17 protein-coding genes are annotated in these 16,267 nt (G+C 63.5%); 12 read left to right on the forward strand and 5 right to left on the reverse strand.

Translation table 11 applies throughout. The features are described 5' to 3' along the window. The 7 genes from Q0L57_RS13545 to Q0L57_RS13575 all read left to right on the forward strand — a co-directional run bounded on the left by Q0L57_RS13545 (nt 1) and on the right by Q0L57_RS13575 (nt 6,207). On the forward strand, nt 1-1,089 hold the full coding sequence (locus Q0L57_RS13545; RefSeq protein WP_296743375.1) for a tetratricopeptide repeat protein: 1,089 nt from the start codon (nt 1-3) through the stop codon (nt 1,087-1,089). A gap of 130 nt (nt 1,090-1,219) precedes the next feature. Then, nucleotides 1,220-1,786 carry an elongation factor P gene (efp, locus tag Q0L57_RS13550; RefSeq protein ID WP_296743377.1) on the forward strand — a complete coding sequence of 189 codons (567 nt, stop codon included), beginning with the start codon at nt 1,220-1,222 and terminating at the stop codon, nt 1,784-1,786. A gap of 24 nt (nt 1,787-1,810) precedes the next feature. Continuing rightward, the gene (locus tag Q0L57_RS13555; RefSeq protein WP_296743378.1) at nt 1,811-2,611 is read left to right on the forward strand and encodes an inositol monophosphatase family protein; all 801 of its coding nucleotides are present in this window, start codon (nt 1,811-1,813) and stop codon (nt 2,609-2,611) included. 115 nt (nt 2,612-2,726) lie between these two features. Beyond that, nucleotides 2,727-3,419, forward strand: a complete 693-nt coding sequence (locus Q0L57_RS13560) for a hemolysin III family protein (RefSeq protein ID WP_296743380.1) — start codon at nt 2,727-2,729, stop codon at nt 3,417-3,419. Nucleotides 3,420-3,554: 135 nt separating this feature from the next. After that, the gene (locus tag Q0L57_RS13565) at nt 3,555-4,574 is read left to right on the forward strand and encodes a MotA/TolQ/ExbB proton channel family protein (RefSeq protein ID WP_296743381.1); all 1,020 of its coding nucleotides are present in this window, start codon (nt 3,555-3,557) and stop codon (nt 4,572-4,574) included. 1 nt (nt 4,575) lies between these two features. Further along, nucleotides 4,576-5,607 (forward strand): peptidoglycan -binding protein, encoded by a 1,032-nt coding sequence (locus Q0L57_RS13570; protein ID WP_296743383.1) that lies wholly within the window; start codon nt 4,576-4,578, stop codon nt 5,605-5,607. Nucleotides 5,608-5,856: 249 nt separating this feature from the next. Further along, nucleotides 5,857-6,207: a hypothetical protein gene (locus Q0L57_RS13575; protein ID WP_296743384.1), complete on the forward strand. Its 351-nt coding sequence runs from the start codon at nt 5,857-5,859 to the stop codon at nt 6,205-6,207. A gap of 119 nt (nt 6,208-6,326) precedes the next feature. Here Q0L57_RS13575 and Q0L57_RS13580 read toward each other — a convergent pair whose 3' ends face one another. Continuing rightward, on the reverse strand, nt 6,327-6,680 hold the full coding sequence (locus Q0L57_RS13580) for a DUF1304 domain-containing protein (RefSeq protein ID WP_296743386.1): 354 nt from the start codon (nt 6,678-6,680) through the stop codon (nt 6,327-6,329). 147 nt (nt 6,681-6,827) lie between these two features. On the opposite strand from Q0L57_RS13580, the gene Q0L57_RS13585 reads away from it, so the two are divergent. Together Q0L57_RS13585 and Q0L57_RS13590 are read left to right on the forward strand one after the other, a co-directional pair. Next, entirely contained in the window at nt 6,828-8,312 is a 1,485-nt protein-coding gene (locus tag Q0L57_RS13585) for a carboxypeptidase M32 (protein WP_296743387.1), read from the forward strand. Nucleotides 8,313-8,475: 163 nt separating this feature from the next. Further along, a complete protein-coding gene (locus tag Q0L57_RS13590) occupies nt 8,476-10,521 on the forward strand; it encodes a DUF3857 domain-containing transglutaminase family protein (RefSeq protein ID WP_296743388.1) in 2,046 nt (681 codons plus the stop codon). A 94-nt stretch (nt 10,522-10,615) separates the two neighbouring features. Here Q0L57_RS13590 and Q0L57_RS13595 read toward each other — a convergent pair whose 3' ends face one another. Further along, complete coding sequence (locus Q0L57_RS13595; RefSeq protein ID WP_296743390.1) at nt 10,616-12,418, reverse strand: ABC transporter transmembrane domain-containing protein; 1,803 nt, start codon at nt 12,416-12,418, stop codon at nt 10,616-10,618. A 207-nt stretch (nt 12,419-12,625) separates the two neighbouring features. Between Q0L57_RS13595 and rpmE the strand changes: the two genes are divergently transcribed. Beyond that, nucleotides 12,626-12,847, forward strand: a complete 222-nt coding sequence (gene rpmE, locus Q0L57_RS13600) for a 50S ribosomal protein L31 (protein WP_040974396.1) — start codon at nt 12,626-12,628, stop codon at nt 12,845-12,847. 67 nt (nt 12,848-12,914) lie between these two features. Here the strand turns inward: rpmE and Q0L57_RS13605 are convergent, their stop codons facing one another. Further along, complete coding sequence (locus Q0L57_RS13605; protein WP_296743417.1) at nt 12,915-13,559, reverse strand: TetR/AcrR family transcriptional regulator; 645 nt, start codon at nt 13,557-13,559, stop codon at nt 12,915-12,917. Between the two features lie 106 nt (nt 13,560-13,665). Here Q0L57_RS13605 and Q0L57_RS13610 point away from each other — a divergent pair, with 106 nt between their 5' ends. Continuing rightward, complete coding sequence (locus Q0L57_RS13610) at nt 13,666-14,499, forward strand: NAD(P)H-binding protein (protein ID WP_296743419.1); 834 nt, start codon at nt 13,666-13,668, stop codon at nt 14,497-14,499. Between the two features lies 1 nt (nt 14,500). Continuing rightward, nucleotides 14,501-14,977 (forward strand): DUF1772 domain-containing protein, encoded by a 477-nt coding sequence (locus tag Q0L57_RS13615; RefSeq protein ID WP_296743420.1) that lies wholly within the window; start codon nt 14,501-14,503, stop codon nt 14,975-14,977. Nucleotides 14,978-15,005: 28 nt separating this feature from the next. Here the strand turns inward: Q0L57_RS13615 and Q0L57_RS13620 are convergent, their stop codons facing one another. Together Q0L57_RS13620 and Q0L57_RS13625 are read right to left on the reverse strand one after the other, a co-directional pair. Then, nucleotides 15,006-15,317 (reverse strand): SelT/SelW/SelH family protein, encoded by a 312-nt coding sequence (locus tag Q0L57_RS13620; RefSeq protein ID WP_296743423.1) that lies wholly within the window; start codon nt 15,315-15,317, stop codon nt 15,006-15,008. Further along, on the reverse strand, nt 15,314-16,102 hold the full coding sequence (locus Q0L57_RS13625; RefSeq protein WP_296743424.1) for an RDD family protein: 789 nt from the start codon (nt 16,100-16,102) through the stop codon (nt 15,314-15,316). Before Q0L57_RS13625 ends, Q0L57_RS13620 begins: the two co-directional genes overlap by 4 nt. Nucleotides 16,103-16,267: the final 165 nt, after the last annotated feature.

A 16,267-nucleotide genomic window follows, 5' to 3' on the forward strand; every position in this document is an offset into this window, starting at 1 on the left:
GTGCGGTTGCCTGTGCTTCCCCTGGTGATCTTGGCGGGCTTGACCGGTCAGGCCGCCGCCGCGGCTCAGACCGTCCCCCTGCCGCAACCCCGGCCGGATGCAAACGCGCCCGATACCGGCGCGCCAGCCCCCGCTGCGCCGAGTCCCAATGCACCAGCTCCCGGCGTCCATGTCGACAAGCCGATCGAGACGACGCTGCCACAGCCGGCGACGATGACGCCGCCTTCGGCCGACAGCGTCAATCCCGATCGCTTCGGCGCCAAGCCGGCGGACGCGGCCTTCGGCGCCTTCCAGCGCGGGCTCTACAAGACCGCCTACAATCTCGCCATGACCCGCGCCAAGAACGGCGACGCGGCGGCTGAGACGCTGGTGGCGGAAATCCTCTCGCGCGGGCTCGGCGTTCCGGTCAATCCGGCGGAGGCGACGAAATGGTATGGCCTCGCCGCCGAGCAAGGCGTGCCGGAAGCGCAGTTCCAGTATGCGTTGATGCTGCTCGACGGGCGGTATGTGAAGAAGGATGACAAGGAAGCCTATGCACTGATGCAGGCTTCCGCCGAGGCCGGCAATCGTCTTGCCCAGTTCAATTTCGCGCAGCTGCTCGTCCAGCAGGAGCCAGGCGACGCCGGGCTTGCCAAGGCCGCCCCTTACTACGAGCGCGCCGCCGCGACCGGTCTGGCCGACGCCCAGTATGCGATGGCGCAGATCTACGCCAACGGCGTCGGCGGCACGCCGCGCGACGACGCCAAGGCGCGCATGCTGCTGGCCCAGGCCGCGCGACAGAACTACGACACGGCGCAAATCGATCTCGCCGCCTGGATGATCGAGGGGCGCGGCGGCGAGCGCGACCTGAAATCGGGCTTTGCCTGGATGAAGCGGGCCGCCGAGGGCGGCAACGTCGCCGCCCAGAACCGCCTTGCCAAGCTCTATATGGGCGGCATCGGCACCGACCCCGACCTTATCCTGGCCGGCGCCTGGTACATCGTTGCCCGCCGTGCCGGGCTGGTCGACCCGCGCATGGACGACTTCCTGCAGGGCCTCGACGATGACCAGACCAAGCAGGCGTTGCAGAAGGCAAACCGCCTGCGCTGACACGCCTCGCGGCGGTTGGTCTTCTTGACCCCCTCCTTGCTCCCTCCCTTGCCACTCCGCGCGATTTGTGGTCATGGAGGCGCCAAAGCGCGGTCCGCGCGCCAAAATTCTCATTCCGGATCAGTTCATCATGGCCAAGATCAGTGGCAACGAAATCCGTCCGGGCTATGTCATCGAGCACGATGGCGGCCTGTGGGTGGCGGTCAAGACCAACACCGTAAAGCCCGGCAAGGGCGGCGCCTACAACCAGGTCGAGTTGAAGAACCTGATCAACGGCACCAAACTCAACGAGCGCTTCCGCTCGGCCGAAACCGTCGAGCAGATCCGGCTCGATCTCAAGGATTTCTCCTTCCTCTACGAGCAGGGCGACGCGCTGGTGTTCATGGACACCGAAAGCTACGAGCAGCTCGAGCTGGCGAAGGACTTTGTCGGCGAGCGCGCCGCCTTCCTGCAGGACGGCATGATGGTGACGGTCCAGCTTTACGAGGAGCGGCCGATCGGCATCTCGTTGCCCGACCAGGTGACGCTCGCCATCACCGAGGCCGATCCGGTGGTGAAGGGCCAGACCGCGGCCTCTTCCTACAAGCCGGCCGTGCTGGAGAACGGCATCCGCGTTCTGGTGCCGCCCTTCATCTCGGCGGGAGAGCGCATCATCGTAGACACCAACGAAATCACCTACGTGCGCCGCGCGGACTAGACGGCTAAGAAGCAGGAAGAAAAAATGGCGCGTTCCGCTCTCCTCAACGTCATGGTCCAGGCCGCTATGAAGGCAGGCCGCTCGCTGTCGCGCGATTTCGGCGAAGTGCAGAACCTGCAGGTCTCGATGAAAGGGCCTGGCGACTATGTCAGCCAGGCCGACCGCAAGGCCGAAGAGATCGTCTTTGCCGAACTGTCGAAGGCGCGGCCGGGCTATGCCTTCCTGATGGAGGAGCGCGGCGCGGTCAAGGGCGATGACGGCCAGCACCGCTGGATCGTCGACCCGCTCGACGGCACCACCAACTTCCTGCACGGCATCCCGCTCTTTTCCGTCTCGATTGCGCTCGAGCGCCAGGGCCAGATCGTCGCCGGCGTGATCTACAATCCAGCCATGGACGAGCTCTACACGACCGAGCGGGGCGGCGGCGCCTTCATGAACGATCGCCGGCTGCGCGTTGCCGGGCGCGCCAAGCTGATCGATTCCGTGATCGGCTGCGGCGTGCCCCATCTCGGCCGCGGCCAGCACGGCAATTTCCTTATCGAGCTGCGCAACGTCATGGCCGAGGTCTCCGGCGTCCGCCGCCTCGGCTCCGCCGCGCTCGACCTCGCCTATGTCGCGGCGGGACGCATGGATGGCTTCTGGGAAACCGGCCTGTCGTCCTGGGACATGGCCGCCGGCATCCTGCTGGTGCGCGAAGCCGGCGGCTTCGTCTCTGACATGGACGGCGGACAGGACATGCTCGACAACGGCACGGTCGTGGCCGGCAACGAGATCATCCAGCGCGCGCTGCTCAAGACCGTGACGAAGCCATTGGCTGCGCGCTGACTAACTATGGCATCCTTCGCGCGTCGAAAGGACGCGCGCCCTTCGTCGCAAAACCGCAAACGAATGTTGAAATACTGGTCCGGGACCGCCCAGATTAGGGGTGCAGGACCATTTGATGAGCGACGCGCGGCCAAACACTCCGGTTGAAATCCCCTTTGTCGGGCGCTGGCACTATTCGCGCGCCGAAATGATCGCCGACGGCATCGTCCACGCAGTCGGTATCGTGCTGGCGATCGCCGCCGGATCGGCCTTCCTGGCGCTCGCCGCGTTTCACTCCGGTCCCGGCGAATATGTCGCCGCGGTCTTCTATGTGATTTCGCTGCTCACGGTGCTGTCGGTATCGCTGGCCTATAACATGTGGCCGATATCGTGGCCGGCGAAGTGGATCCTGCGCCGCTTCGACCATGCGGCGATCTATCTGCTGATCGCCGCGACGTACACGCCCTTCCTTGCCCAGCTTCACAATTCGGCCCTGGCGCTGCCGATGATCATCGTCGTGTGGACGGCGGCGGCGATGGGTATCGCCATCAAGATGTTCCTGCCTGGGCGCTACGACCGGCTGGCGGTCGTCTTCTACCTCGCCATCGGCTGGAGCGGCGTGGTGCTTGCCGGGCCGCTGGTGGAAACGCTGCCCACGGCATCCATCGTGCTGCTCATCGCCGGCGGCATCGTCTATTCCTGCGGCGTCGTCTTCTTCATCTGGAAGGGGCTGCGCTTCCACAACGCCGTCTGGCACGGCTTCGTCGTGACCGGCGCCGGACTGCACCTGGCCGCCATGCTCGACTGCCTGGTGATCAGCCGGTTCTGAGGCGCACCGCCTGAATACCTTTCGGCGCGACGCGCCTTGGGGCGCGGCGATATTGCCAAGCGCCATTCAATTTGGTCACAATTCCGTTTAGAGTCGCGACGAATTCGCGGCGGTGGCATCGGAAACGGGGCACGGATGGCTTTTCTCAGATCCTTCGGCAGGCGATCGGACGTCCTGGTCTACGATCCGCACAAGCTGTCGAGCCCGCAGGTCTTCCTGCTCACCATGGTGATCTTCCTGATCATCGTCGCCTTCATCGCCGCCATCCTCACGCGCCAGATCTCCACTGCCTTCTCCAGCAATCCCGGCCTCAACGGGTTGATCGTCGGCGTGCTCGTGGTGGGCATTCTGCTGGCCTTTACCCAGGTCGGTCGGCTGTTCAGGGAAGTGCGCTGGGTCAATTCCTTCCGCGCCGGTTCCGAGACCACCGAGCCGGTGCTGCTGGCGCCGATGAAGGCCATGATCGGCCGCTCGTCGACGATTGCGTTCTCGACCTCGTCGATGCGCACCATGCTCGATTCCATCGCCACCCGTCTCGACGAAAGCCGCGACACCTCGCGCTATCTGGTTGGGCTCCTGGTGTTCCTCGGCCTGCTCGGCACCTTCTGGGGCCTGCTCAACACCATCGCCTCGATCCGCGAGACCATCGAGGCGCTCGACCCCGGCACCGGCGATGCCGCCGCCGTGCTCGACGCGCTGAAGCAAGGCCTGTCGGCGCCGCTCGCCGGCATGGGTACGGCCTTCTCGTCCTCGCTGTTCGGCCTTTCCGGCTCGCTGGTGCTAGGCTTCCTCGATCTGCAGGCCGGCCGCGCCCAGACCCGTTTCTACACCGAATTGGAAAACTGGCTGTCCTCGGTCACCGATCTATCGTCCGATATCGTCGTCTCCGACACGGCGAAAACCGAGTCGTCCGAAGACATCCGCCTGCTGTCGGAGCGCCTGCGCAGCCTGCAGGAAAATGGCGGCGGCTCCAATCCGCGCGTCGCCACCGCCATGGCCAACCTTGCCGACGGCATTTCCGGCCTGGTCAAGAACATGCGCTCCGAGCAGCAGATCATGCGCGACTGGGTCGAAGCCCAGTCCGACGAGCAGAAAGCGATGCGCAACACGCTGGAAAAGATCGCCGACGCGCTGAAGAAGCAAGGGGTCCACTGACGTGGCGCTGGCGCGAGGGCGGCGCACCGACCGCCGCATCGACTATTGGCCTGGTTTCGTCGACGCGCTGTCGACGCTGCTGCTTGCGATCATGTTCCTGCTCACCGTCTTCGTGCTGGCGCAGTTCCTGCTCAGCCGCGAGATTTCCGGCAAGGACGCCGTGCTCAACCGCCTCAACTCGCAGATCAACGAGCTGACGCAACTGCTGGCGCTGGAGCGCTCCAGCAGCCAGGACAAGGAGGACTCGCTCGCCAACCTGCAGGCATCGCTGTCGGCGGCGCAGGCCGAAAAGAGCCGGCTCGAGCAGTTGTTGGCGCAGGGCGCCGGCGCCGGCGACGCAGCCACCAAGCGCGCCGACGCGCTGACCGGCGAGCTCGACAGCCAGCGCCAGATCAGCCAGCAGGCGCTGAGCCAGGTCGAGATCCTCAATCAGCAGATCGCGGCGCTGCGCAAGCAGATCGGCGCGCTGGAGGATGCGCTCAACGTGTCCGAGCAGCGCGACCGCGACTCCAACACCAAGATCGCCGATCTCGGTCGCCGCCTGAACGTGGCGCTTGCGCAGCGCGTCCAGGAGCTGAACCGCTACCGCTCCGACTTCTTCGGCCGCCTGCGCGAGATCCTGGCCGACCGCGAGAACATCCGCATCGTCGGCGACCGTTTCGTCTTCCAGTCGGAGGTGCTGTTCCCGACAGGCTCCGACGTGATCAACGATGCCGGCAAGGTCGAGATGAAGAAGCTCGCCGACGCCATCATCGAGCTGCAGAAGGAAATCCCCCCGGAGATCAACTGGGTGTTGCGCGTCGACGGCCACACCGACAACCAGCCGCTGTCCGGCACCGGCCGCTATCGCGACAACTGGGAACTGTCCACGGCACGCGCGACCTCGGTGGTCAAGTTCCTGATCGAGAACGGCGTGCCCGCCAATCGGCTGGTCGCGGCCGGCTTCGGTGAATTCCAGCCGCTCGACACCGCCGACACGGACGAGGCGCGCAGCAAAAACCGCCGTATCGAGCTGAAGCTCACGGAACGTTGAAAATCCATCACGCGAACTCACGCGAAGTTGTTCGCCGGCTCAACTCTAGGGCGCAAAAACCCAGCGGCAAGGCCTGAAAACATTATCTTTTATTAATTACACATGGCGATTCGACGATCCTAGTTTGCTGCGCAGAGCCGGGGACCGCCGGCGATGCCCTCCATCGCGACGCGACGGAACCGGACGGCTCAAAAAGTTGGAAGGCGGAGCAGCGCGACTGCCCCCTTCCCAGCAGGAGGATGCGCCGTCATGCGCGCTTCAACTTCACTCAAGAGTGCCGTGTTTGCTACGGTTCTGGTCGCAGCTCCGTTCGCCGGCGCATACGCCGGGCCCAATGCGCTTATCGAACAGATCCAGGGTGTCCAGCAGGGCATCAGCGACGCACGTGAAGCGAACACCATTTCGGCCGCCGAGGCGCAGGACCTGCATATGCGCGCTGCGCGTCTCGAACATGTTGCGGCACGCGGCAATATGCCTTCGGCGCAGTATCATGAGCTCCTGCGCAGGCTCGACGATGTCGACCAGCAGCTGCGGGTCGATACCGGCAGCGGCTTCATGATCGGCGACGGCTCCGACGGTGGTAACTACCCGAACGGCTGACGGCCGGGCGCGGAACGGAAGGGACGACCTGACGCCCCTGGGGCAAAGCCCCTCGGGCGTCTTTTTTCCGACCATGATCAACGATCCTGCGCAGGATACTTCCGAAGTTTCGAGCCGGGTCAGACGCCCAGCCAGAGCGCCGCGATGGCAAGCGCCGCCGGCACCGTCTGGATGAGCAGGGTCTTCCGCCCGACGGTCGCTGCACCGTAAAGCCCGGCTATCGCCACGCAGAGCAGAAAGAACATCTTGATCTGGAAACCGCCGGCGCCAAGGTAGAGGCCCCAGAACAGCCCGGCGGCGAGAAAGCCATTGTAGAGCCCCTGGTTGGCCGCCAGCACTTTTGAGGCGCTGGCGAATTCCGGCGTCAGCCCGAACGCCTTGCGGCCGCGCGGCGTGTCCCACAGCACCATCTCGAGATAGACGATGTAGCAGTGAATCAGAGCCACCAGCCCGACCAGGATATTGCCGATCATTGTCCCCTCCAGCCTTTTCTTCCCCGCATTGATCACGCAGCGTTGTTGGAAGGCAAGACGGACTGATCTCGGCGCTGGTCGATCAGGGTTGCCAAGGCGGGTGCGTTGGTATCTTTTCCGACCCACCAATTCGCACTGGAATCGATGATGTCTTTCCAAAAGCTCGACGAACTCGGCCACAAGCTCGAAGCGCTGGAGCATGCGCTCGCCATCCTCGGCGCCGACGAGGCGACCCATATGGCGGTCGGGGGCGGCGAGAAGCGCGCGGAGGCGATGTCCTCGCTCGCCGGCATGCTGCACCGCCAGGCGACGGCTCCGGAGATCGGCGACTGGATCGCCGCCGCGGAAGCGGAGCCGCTGAATGAGGAGCAGCGGGCTGCCGTGCGGGAATTGCGCCGCCAGTACACCAATCTCACCTGCCTGCCGGCGGAATTCGTCGAGCGCCAGACGACGGCGCGCATGCGCTCCGAGCAGCTGTGGCGCGACATGCGCGCCAGGAACGACTGGGCCGGCTTCCTGCCGGCGCTGGAAGGCATCGTGGCGCTGGTGCGCGAGGAAGCGGCGCTGCGCGCCGCAGCGCTCCGCCTCGACCCTTACGATGCGCTGATGGAGCAATATGACCCTGGCAACCGCGCCGCCGACATCACGCCGGTGTTTGCCGACCTGAAGGCCTTCCTTCGGGATTTCCTGCCGCATGCGCTTGCCGTGCAGGATGCCCGGCTGGCGAAGCATCCGTTGAAGCCGCTTTCCGGCAGCTATGCCGTCGACCGCCAGCGGGAGCTCGGCCTGGCCATGATGGCGGCTGTCGGCTTCGATCTCACCCATGGCTCGCTGTCGGTGTCGCATCACCCCTTCTGCGGCGGGGTGCCGACGGATGTGCGCATCACCACCCGCTACAAGACCTCCGATTTCCTGTCGGCGCTGATGGGCGTGCTGCACGAAACCGGCCACGCGCTCTACGAGCAGAACCTTCCGAAAGCCTGGTCGCACTGGCCGTTGGGCAAGGCCCGTGGCATGGCCGTGCACGAGAGCCAGAGCCTGTTCGTCGAAAAGCAGATCGGCCGCAACCCTGCCTTCTGGCGCTGGGCGCTGCCGGTGGTCGAAAGACATCTCGGCGAAGCCTGGTCGCTCGACGACATCCTGCCGCACGTCCATCACATCCAGCGCGGACTGATCCGCGTCGACGCCGACGAGGTCACCTATCCGCTGCATGTCATCCTGCGCTACGAGCTAGAGCAGGAGCTTGTCTCCGGCAGGCTGGAGGCCGCCGACCTTCCCGAGGCCTGGGACGCCAAGATGCGCGACTATCTCGGCCTCTCGACCCTCGACAACCCCGCCGACGGCCCGATGCAGGATGTGCATTGGCCAAGCGCCGCCTTCGGCTATTTCCCATCGTATACGCTCGGCGCCATGATGGCCGCGCAGCAATGGGCGGCCCTCACCAGGGAGCATCCGAACGCCGACCAGGATCTTGCCAAAGGCGACTTCAGCACCATCAATGGCTGGCGCCGTGAGAATATCTGGTCGCAGGGCTCGCACTGGTCGACGCCGGACCTTCTCGAACGCGCCACCGGCGAGAAGCTCAACGCCGCTTACTTCACCGAACACCTGCGCAAGCGTTACGGCGACTGACACGGCTTGTCGACGCAACTGGATCAAGACGCGCAAAACATGTGCCACCAGTCTTTACTTTGGCGGTAAAGGCCCTGAAAAAGAGCCTTCTTTGCGTTAGTGGGCTTGGATGTTGGTGGTTAGCAGTCTTAGCGGGGCCAGGTCTTTTCGCAGCCTCTTTCTCTTGTTGATCTTGCTGGTCGGGCCGGTCTCGTCCGCCAGGGCGGACGACACTGTTGGCAAGGGACCTGCCGCGAGCTGGATCAAACAGGTCGATATTCCCGCGGCCGATCCGGCGCGCGCCGACCAGATCAAGAACGGCATCTCGTGGCTGCTGGCGGACGAGCAGATCATCCATCGCGATCATGGCTACGATGACTATACGCGCACGGTCTATAAAATAGTCGACCGCCCCGGCCTGGAGCAGGGCGCGAGCATCGACCTGCAATTCGATCCGTCGAGGCACAAGGTCACGCTCAACCATCTGCGCATCATCCGCGACGGCGCGGTGCTGGACCGTCTGAACGACGTCAAGTTCGACATCTTCCGGCAGGAGAAGGACGCCGAGAAAGGCATCTATGACGGCTGGCTGACGGCCCACGTCAACGTCGACGACGTGCGCGTCGGCGACGTCGTGGACTATGGCGAGACCTATGAGATCACACCGCTCGTCGGCAAGGACCTGTTCTTCTACAGCTTCTCGACCGAGTGGGAGGAGCCAGTGGGGCTGATCCGCACCAGCATCGTCTGGCCGGCCAGCCAGCCATTGGCGATCAAGCCGCGAGGCACTGGCATCAAGCCCGTCATTTCCGCATCGGGAGCCGACTCCGTCTATCTTTGGGAGATCGCAAATCCCAAACCGGTCAAGGTCGAGGACAACGTGCCGGTTGACTTTCCGGCCTGGGGATCGATCGACGTCTCTTCAAGCGCAAGCTGGCAAAGCGTCATCGACGCGGTCCAGCCTTACTACAAGCCGGCGACTGCTTTCCCGGCGGCCTTCGCCGCGAAGCTCGACGAGATTGCGAGCAAGCACCCGTTGCCCGATGATCGGATGATCCAGGCAATGCGTCTCGTCCAGGACGAAATCCGCTATGTCAGCCTGTCGATGGGATCCGGTTCGTATATTCCGCGCGATCCGGCGACGGTGATCCAGAGCGGCTTTGGCGATTGCAAGGACAAGGCATTGCTGCTGACTTCCGCCCTCGCCAGGCTGGGCATCTCTGCTCAGGTTGCCCTGGCGGACCTCGATCGGGGGCGAGCGCTCGACCAGCATCTGCCGGCGCTGCGCGATTTCGACCACGCCATCGTCAAGGCAACGATCGGCGCGAAGACCTATTGGCTGGATGCCACCAATTACCTGCAAGGCGGAAACGCCGACAACTTCCCGCAGCCGGACTATGGCTTCGCGCTGCCGATCTTCGGCAATGGCGCCCTGGAGAAGATGCCAAGTCCGGAGCCGAAGAACCCCACAATCAATGTCGCCGAGGATTTCTCTTTCCCCAACCAAGCTGACGGCCACCTGACGCTGACGGTGCTTTCGACTTATGAAGGCGGCGACGCCGACGGAATGCGCAGCAAGCTCGCCAGCCGGTCGGTGAGCGACCTCTCGGACGCCTATCTGAAATATTACAGCAAGCGTTATCCGGGCATCGAAAGCGCCGCCAAGCTGGAGATCTTGGACAATCGCGACGCCAACATCATCAACGTAAAGGAAAACTATCAGTTGTCGGCACAGGCGCTGGCCGCCAACAATCTCGCCAAGAACTTTCCTATCAAGGCAGCCGACCTCGGCACCGACATGCCAACACCAACCATAGTGGGCCGTGCCGGTCCCATCTCGCTCGGATCGCCGATCTATCGCCGTCACACCATAACCGTGAGCAATCTGAAGGCGCGATTTTCCGGTGAGGACATAAAGAGTGTCGTCACGCCATACCTCTCGCTGAAGTCGTCCTGGAACAACACGCCGACCACTTTCGAGGTGCAGTGGGATTTCCGGACACAGGCTACGCAGGTTCCGGCCCAGGCCATCGGTGACTATCTGAAATCGGTCAAGGATGTCGGCGACAACATCGATTGGACCTACAATTTTGCCTATCGGGACGAGCCTGCGGATGCTTCGCCCGTCGATTCTCAGAACCCGGGGCAGGAGTTGATCATCATGCTGGTGATGCTATCGTTGTTGGTCGCGGGGCCGTTGTTCCTGGTTTATCGGCTCGGCAAGTCCTAGAGCAATTTCAGGAAAAGTGTCTAACGGGCTTTCGTCCGGAATTGCGTGAAAACAAATAGCTAGCGCGGTTCGGGATTCCGTGAAGGAGACAGGCTCATTCAGCCGCGCCCCTGAAGGCGCTGGCGCCGGTCTCGAACTGCAGCTTGGCGAGCCGCGCATAGGTGCCGCCCTTGGCGACGAGGCTTTGATGCGTGCCCTCCTCGACGATGCGTCCGCCCTCCATGACGAGGATGCGGTCAGCCTTGAGCACCGTCGCCAGCCTGTGCGCGATAACAATCGTCGTTCGCCCCTGCATCAAGCGCTCGAGCGCCGTCTGCACCAGCGTCTCGCTTTCGGCATCAAGCGCCGAGGTCGCCTCGTCGAGCAGGAGGATCGGCGCATCGCGCAGGATGGCGCGGGCGATCGCGATGCGCTGCCGCTGGCCGCCGGACAGCGTCACGCCGCGCTCGCCGACCTGGCTGTCATAGCCCTTTTCCAGCTTGCCGATGAAGTCGTCCGCGAGCGCGGCCTTCGCCGCCGCTTCGATGTCGGCATTGCCGGCGCCGGGCCGCCCGAAGGCGATGTTGTCGCGCGCGCTCGCCGCGAAGATGGTGACGTCCTGCGGCACGATCGCGATGCGCTCGCGAATGGCCGCGGGGTCGGCCTCGCGGACGTCGACGCCATCGATGACGATGCGGCCACTTTCAGGATCGTAGAAGCGCAGGATCAATGAAAAGACCGTGCTTTTCCCGGCGCCTGACGGCCCGACGATCGCCACTGTCTCGCCTGGCTTCACCTGGAAGCTGAGGCTGTGGACAGCGGCCCGGTCCGGCCGCGCCGGATAGGAGAAGGAGATGTCGTCGAAGCTGATCGCGCCTTTTGCCTTGGCCGGCAGCGGCTGCGGGTCGACGGGCGACTGGATGATTGGTCTCTCGGCCAGGATCTCCGTCAGCCGCTCGGCGGCGCCGGCCGCTTGCGACAGCTCGCTCCACACTTCCGACAGGGCGCCCAAGGCGCCCGCGGCGAACACCGAGTAGAGTAGGAACTGGCCGAGCGTGCCGGCCGACATGGTGCCGGCAAGCACGTCGCGCGAGCCGAACCAGAGCACCGCCACCACAGAGGAAAAGATCATGAAGATGGCGAAGAAGGTGAGGAACGAGCGCGCGAAGACAGAGGCCCGCGCCGCCTCGAAGGCAGCCTCCACCGCGGCCGAGAAGCGGCCCGTCACCAGCTTTTCATTGGTGAAGGCCTGCAGCGTGCGCACCGCGCCGATCTGCTCGCTGGCATAGGCGGTGGCTTCGGCGAGCGTGTCCTGCGCCATGCGCGACTTCCGCCGCACGGAGCGCCCGAAAGCGACCAGTGGCAGCACGATCAGCGGGATAGCGGCAAGCACCAGGCCAGATAGCTTCGGGCTTGTGAAGACCATCATCGCGACGGCGCCAAGGCCGAGGATGAGGTTGCGCAAAGCCACCGAGGCGGTGGCGCCGACCGCCGATTTCACCTGCGTGGTGTCGGCGGCGAGCCGAGACACGATCTCGCCCGATTGGGCGCGGTCGAAAAAGGCCGGCGACAGGGTGGTGACATGCGCGAAGACGTCGCGGCGGATGTCGGCGACGACCCGCTCGCCGAGCGTGATGACGAAATAATAGCGGCATGCCGACGCCGCCGCGAGCAAGGCCGCCATCGCCACCAGTGCCGCGAAATACTCGGCGATGAAGGTCGAACCCGACGCCTCGAAACCGTGATCGATCATGCGCCGCACTGCCATCGGCAAGGCAAGCGTCGTCACCGCCGCAACGATCAGCGAGATGATGGCGCCGACGACCGATGTCCGGTAACGGGTGATATACGGGAAAAGGCGTCTGAGCGGCCCGATCGAGCGCCTGCGCCCGTCTAGACTGCCACCGATATCCGCCATGAGCGTTTTCCTCTGGCCGCTTGCCGGTAATGCGCCCTCAATATGCGCTTGCCGCGGCCTTGTGATTCAATTCCGGCTGATGTATAGGCTCGCCGACCGTTTTAGAAGCCGTGGCTTTTCATTAGCTGCGGCTTCGAATTTTAAAAAGGGGCGCATCGACGCAGGCCAATGGCCCGTCACCAGCGCCGGCAAGCCAGGAACACGACAATGAAGGCCGATATCCATCCCGACTACCACACCATCAAGGTCGTCATGACCGATGGCACCGAATACCTGACCCGCTCGACCTGGGGCAAGGAAGGCGACACGATGAACCTCGACATCGACCCGACCACGCACCCGGCCTGGACCGGCGGCCAGCAGACCCTGCTCGACCGCGGCGGCCGCCTGTCGAAGTTCAAGAAGCGTTTCGAAGGTTTCGGCCTCTAAGCCGGATATCCCGCAGAATTGAAAAACCCGCCCAAGAGGCGGGTTTTTTTGTTGCATTCGATTGCCCCTATTCGGCGCGCAGCAACTCCCTCAGCGCCATGCGTTTGTAGGCTTCAACCAGCCTGTCGCCCTCTTCCCGATCGACCGATATCGCCAGCCGCACCGCCGCCTCGCCCATCTGCCAGACGAGGAAGGCCGTCGTCTCCAGTTCGACCGGGTCGGCGTCGGGTCTGAGCCGCTTCAGCACCGCGACCAGGAATTCGGCGTTGGCGCGGCTGTCGGCCAACTCGAGCGAGCGCAGGGCTTTGTCGGCCTGCGTTCCCGACCAGACGTCGCGTATCACCGGCTCGGCCAGGAACAGGCCATAGTAGATATCCAGCAGCTCTGAAAATGCCTGCTTCAGATCTTCCGCATCGCTGACGTCCTTCAGCGCCGCCGAAATGCAGGCCTGGCTTTCGGCGGTGTAGCGTTCGGCCAACGCCCACACGATCGCTCGCTTGTCGGGAAAGAACTGGTAGAGCGAGCCGATCGACACCCCTGCCTTTTCCGCCACCTCTCCCATGCGCATGGCGTCGCTGCCTTGCTCTGCAATCAGCGCCGAGGCCGCGGCAAGCATGCGCTCGACCCGCTCGCGGCTGCGCTGTTGGCTCGGCGATCGGCGCGGTGAAGCAACGGCCCCCTGGTCGGGCTTGGCGGCGACTTTTTCATCCATGGCTGTCTCGGGGCGATTTCTCGAAAACTGGCTTGACTCGCAAAATACGAGGGTTTATCACGTTTTGCAAATATGAGGATTATTCACGTTTTTCGAGGAGATCGAGATGACTGACACGACAAAGAAACCGATTCTGATCCTGGGCGGCACCGGCAAGACCGGGCGCCGGCTGGCCGAGTTGCTGACCGCAAAAGACATTCCCGTGCGGATCGGCTCGCGTAGCGGCACGCCACCCTTCGACTGGCAGGACAAGGGAACCTGGGCGACGGCCCTTCAAGGCGTCGGCGCCGTCTACATCAGCTACTATCCGGACATCGCGGTGCCGGGCGCCGCCGAAACCGTGGAGGCGCTGGCCCAGCTTGCCGTCGAGCGCGGCATCAAGCGGCTGGTGCTGCTTTCCGGCCGTGGCGAGCCCGAGGCGCAGCGTGCCGAGGAGATGGTCAAGGCTTCCGGCGCCGACTGGACGATCCTTCGCTGCGCTTGGTTTGCGCAGAATTTCAGCGAAGGCTTCCTGGTCGAAAACGTCATCCAGGGCGAACTCGCCCTGCCGGTCGGCAATGTCGGCGAACCCTTCATCGATGTCGACGACATCGCTGATGTCGCCGAGACGGTGCTGACGGAGCCCGGCCATGTCGGCCAGACCTATGAGCTCACGGGCTCGAGGCTGTTGAGCTTCGCCGACGCCGTCGCCGAAATCGCCAAGGCCACCGGCCGCGACATCCGATACCGGCAGATTTCACATGCCGAATTCACCAAAGCGATGGCGGCGCACGATTTGCCGCCGGAATTCACCTGGCTGCTCAACGAACTCTTCACCGAGGTGCTCGACGGCCGCAACGAGACGCTGACCGACGGCGTGCAGCGCGCGCTCGGCCGCCAGCCGAAAGACTTTTCCGCCTACGCAACCGAAACCGCCGCCACCCGCATCTGGAGCAACTGAGATGACGAAACTTCTCCCCACTCTCACCATCATTGCCGCGATCGGCTCCGGCGTTGTCGGCGGTGTCTTCTTCGCCTTCTCGAACTTCGTCATGGCAGCCCTTGCCCGGCTGCCCGTGCCGAGCGGCATTGCGGCGATGAATTCGATCAACATCACGGTGATCACACCGACCTTCATGACGGCGCTGTTCGGCACCGGCCTCATCTGCCTGGTGCTGATCGCCGCCGTCCTGCTGGGCTGGAGCCAGTCAGGCACTTACTGGCTGCTTGCCGGCGCCGTGCTCTATTTCGTCGGCAACCCACTGGTCACCATGGTCTTCAACGTGCCGCTCAACGACGCGCTGGCTGCCGCGGATCCGACGAGCGCCAACAGCGCGGCCGTCTGGACAAACTATTTGAGCGACTGGGTGATGTGGAACCACGTACGAACCATCACCAGCATCGTGGCGATGATCTGCTTCATAATGGCGTTGATTTGAGAGCGCCCACGAATGCAAAAGACCCGCCTCAGGCGGAGTCTTTTGCCTTGTGCCCCTTAAGGTCTGAGTGTCCCAGATCCCGATCGGGATCGATGACGTCGCGGACCAGTTGCTTGAGCTTTGCGGCATCCGGAAAGCCGCCGTCGCGCTTGCGGTCCCAGATGAGCTCCTCGCTGCAGGTAATGGTGAAGATGCCGCCGGTGCCGGGCACAAGCGTCACCTCGCCGAGATCGGTGCCAAAGGTCGAAAGCAGCTCCTGCGCCATCCAGCCGGCACGTAGCAGCCATTGGCATTGCGTGCAGTAGGTGATGACGATCCGTGGTTTTTCCAACAGGCTCATTCATATATCTCGCGGGTGCGGACGGTTGTGCCGGCTATCCGATCATGGATAGGCTCATTGCCCGACGCTATCGAAATTCCGATCCAGAGCGGCCAAATCAAAGCCAAGCCAAGCGCGAAGCCAGCCGCGACGAGGGCAGGCACAATTTCCCACCAGGAATAGCTCGGCGCGGGTCCCGGAAAGCTTCCCCAGGTCTGAAAGGCAGACCAAGCTTCTGCCAGCACGAGGGGAAACGCACCGAGAAACTTGATCAGCTGTCGACGAAACGCCTTTTGCAAGGGCAAGCCTCTTCTTTGCCAGTTAGGCGCGTCATACACGACGAGCACCAAAGCCCGCTTGCCGACTGATTGGCCCAAGGTCATCTCGATAACAAGAAGATAGATCGCCAGAGCGGGTAAATCGAGGAAACTCAGATCCAATGCCGCAGGTCGAAAATTCCCCTTTGAACTAGGATCGATAGACACCGACTCGGGCTTTGCAAATTGAGCTTCCTTCGCCTTGGCAACCGCCCGATCGGCTACTGAAAAGCCCAAGAGAGACGACTTGCACACTCTACCTTCGAGCGACGTAGCGCCGTGCACCGTGAACGACCTGCATACTTTTAAGGACAGCCCGAAGTCGCCTTTCACCCCGCCGTCGGTCAGCATGGCCAACCCAGCCGTCAGAAAATAGAGGGATATCAGGACGACAAGGTAGTCTATGAATGAAGCGAAAAACCGTCGCCAGAAGCCGCCGCGGCGAGGCCAAGCCGGCGCAGCGGCAAGTTCAATCCCCTCGTCAGTCATCTCCCCTCCCGTGGACAACTGACCGATCTATAAGTCCGACGGGGAGTCTTTGCCTATGGCGCTCGCCTACACTTCCGTGTGACGATCAGAAACTTACGCCGCGCTGAGCTTGGCCATCGTCTCGTCGTCGACCTCGAAATTGGCGTAGACGCTCTGCACGTCGTC

Origin of the sequence: Mesorhizobium sp., from assembly GCF_024509055.1 — a bacterium.
Taxonomy (GTDB): Bacteria; Pseudomonadota; Alphaproteobacteria; order Rhizobiales; family Rhizobiaceae; genus Mesorhizobium.

What these genes read in the sequence shown, in the direction of transcription:
- efp (WP_296743377.1), top strand. Translation starts at nt 1,220, where the DNA reads ATGGCCAAGATCAGTGGCAACGAAATCCGTCCGGGCTATGTCATCGAG.
- Q0L57_RS13555 (WP_296743378.1), top strand. Translation starts at nt 1,811, where the DNA reads ATGGCGCGTTCCGCTCTCCTCAACGTCATGGTCCAGGCCGCTATGAAG.
- Q0L57_RS13560 (WP_296743380.1), top strand. Translation starts at nt 2,727, where the DNA reads ATGAGCGACGCGCGGCCAAACACTCCGGTTGAAATCCCCTTTGTCGGG.
- Q0L57_RS13565 (WP_296743381.1), top strand. Translation starts at nt 3,555, where the DNA reads ATGGCTTTTCTCAGATCCTTCGGCAGGCGATCGGACGTCCTGGTCTAC.
- Q0L57_RS13575 (WP_296743384.1), top strand. Translation starts at nt 5,857, where the DNA reads ATGCGCGCTTCAACTTCACTCAAGAGTGCCGTGTTTGCTACGGTTCTG.
- Q0L57_RS13580 (WP_296743386.1), bottom strand. Translation starts at nt 6,680, where the DNA reads ATGATCGGCAATATCCTGGTCGGGCTGGTGGCTCTGATTCACTGCTAC.
- Q0L57_RS13585 (WP_296743387.1), top strand. Translation starts at nt 6,828, where the DNA reads ATGTCTTTCCAAAAGCTCGACGAACTCGGCCACAAGCTCGAAGCGCTG.
- Q0L57_RS13595 (WP_296743390.1), bottom strand. Translation starts at nt 12,418, where the DNA reads ATGGCGGATATCGGTGGCAGTCTAGACGGGCGCAGGCGCTCGATCGGG.
- rpmE (WP_040974396.1), top strand. Translation starts at nt 12,626, where the DNA reads ATGAAGGCCGATATCCATCCCGACTACCACACCATCAAGGTCGTCATG.
- Q0L57_RS13605 (WP_296743417.1), bottom strand. Translation starts at nt 13,559, where the DNA reads ATGGATGAAAAAGTCGCCGCCAAGCCCGACCAGGGGGCCGTTGCTTCA.
- Q0L57_RS13610 (WP_296743419.1), top strand. Translation starts at nt 13,666, where the DNA reads ATGACTGACACGACAAAGAAACCGATTCTGATCCTGGGCGGCACCGGC.
- Q0L57_RS13615 (WP_296743420.1), top strand. Translation starts at nt 14,501, where the DNA reads ATGACGAAACTTCTCCCCACTCTCACCATCATTGCCGCGATCGGCTCC.
- Q0L57_RS13620 (WP_296743423.1), bottom strand. Translation starts at nt 15,317, where the DNA reads ATGAGCCTGTTGGAAAAACCACGGATCGTCATCACCTACTGCACGCAA.
- Q0L57_RS13625 (WP_296743424.1), bottom strand. Translation starts at nt 16,102, where the DNA reads ATGACTGACGAGGGGATTGAACTTGCCGCTGCGCCGGCTTGGCCTCGC.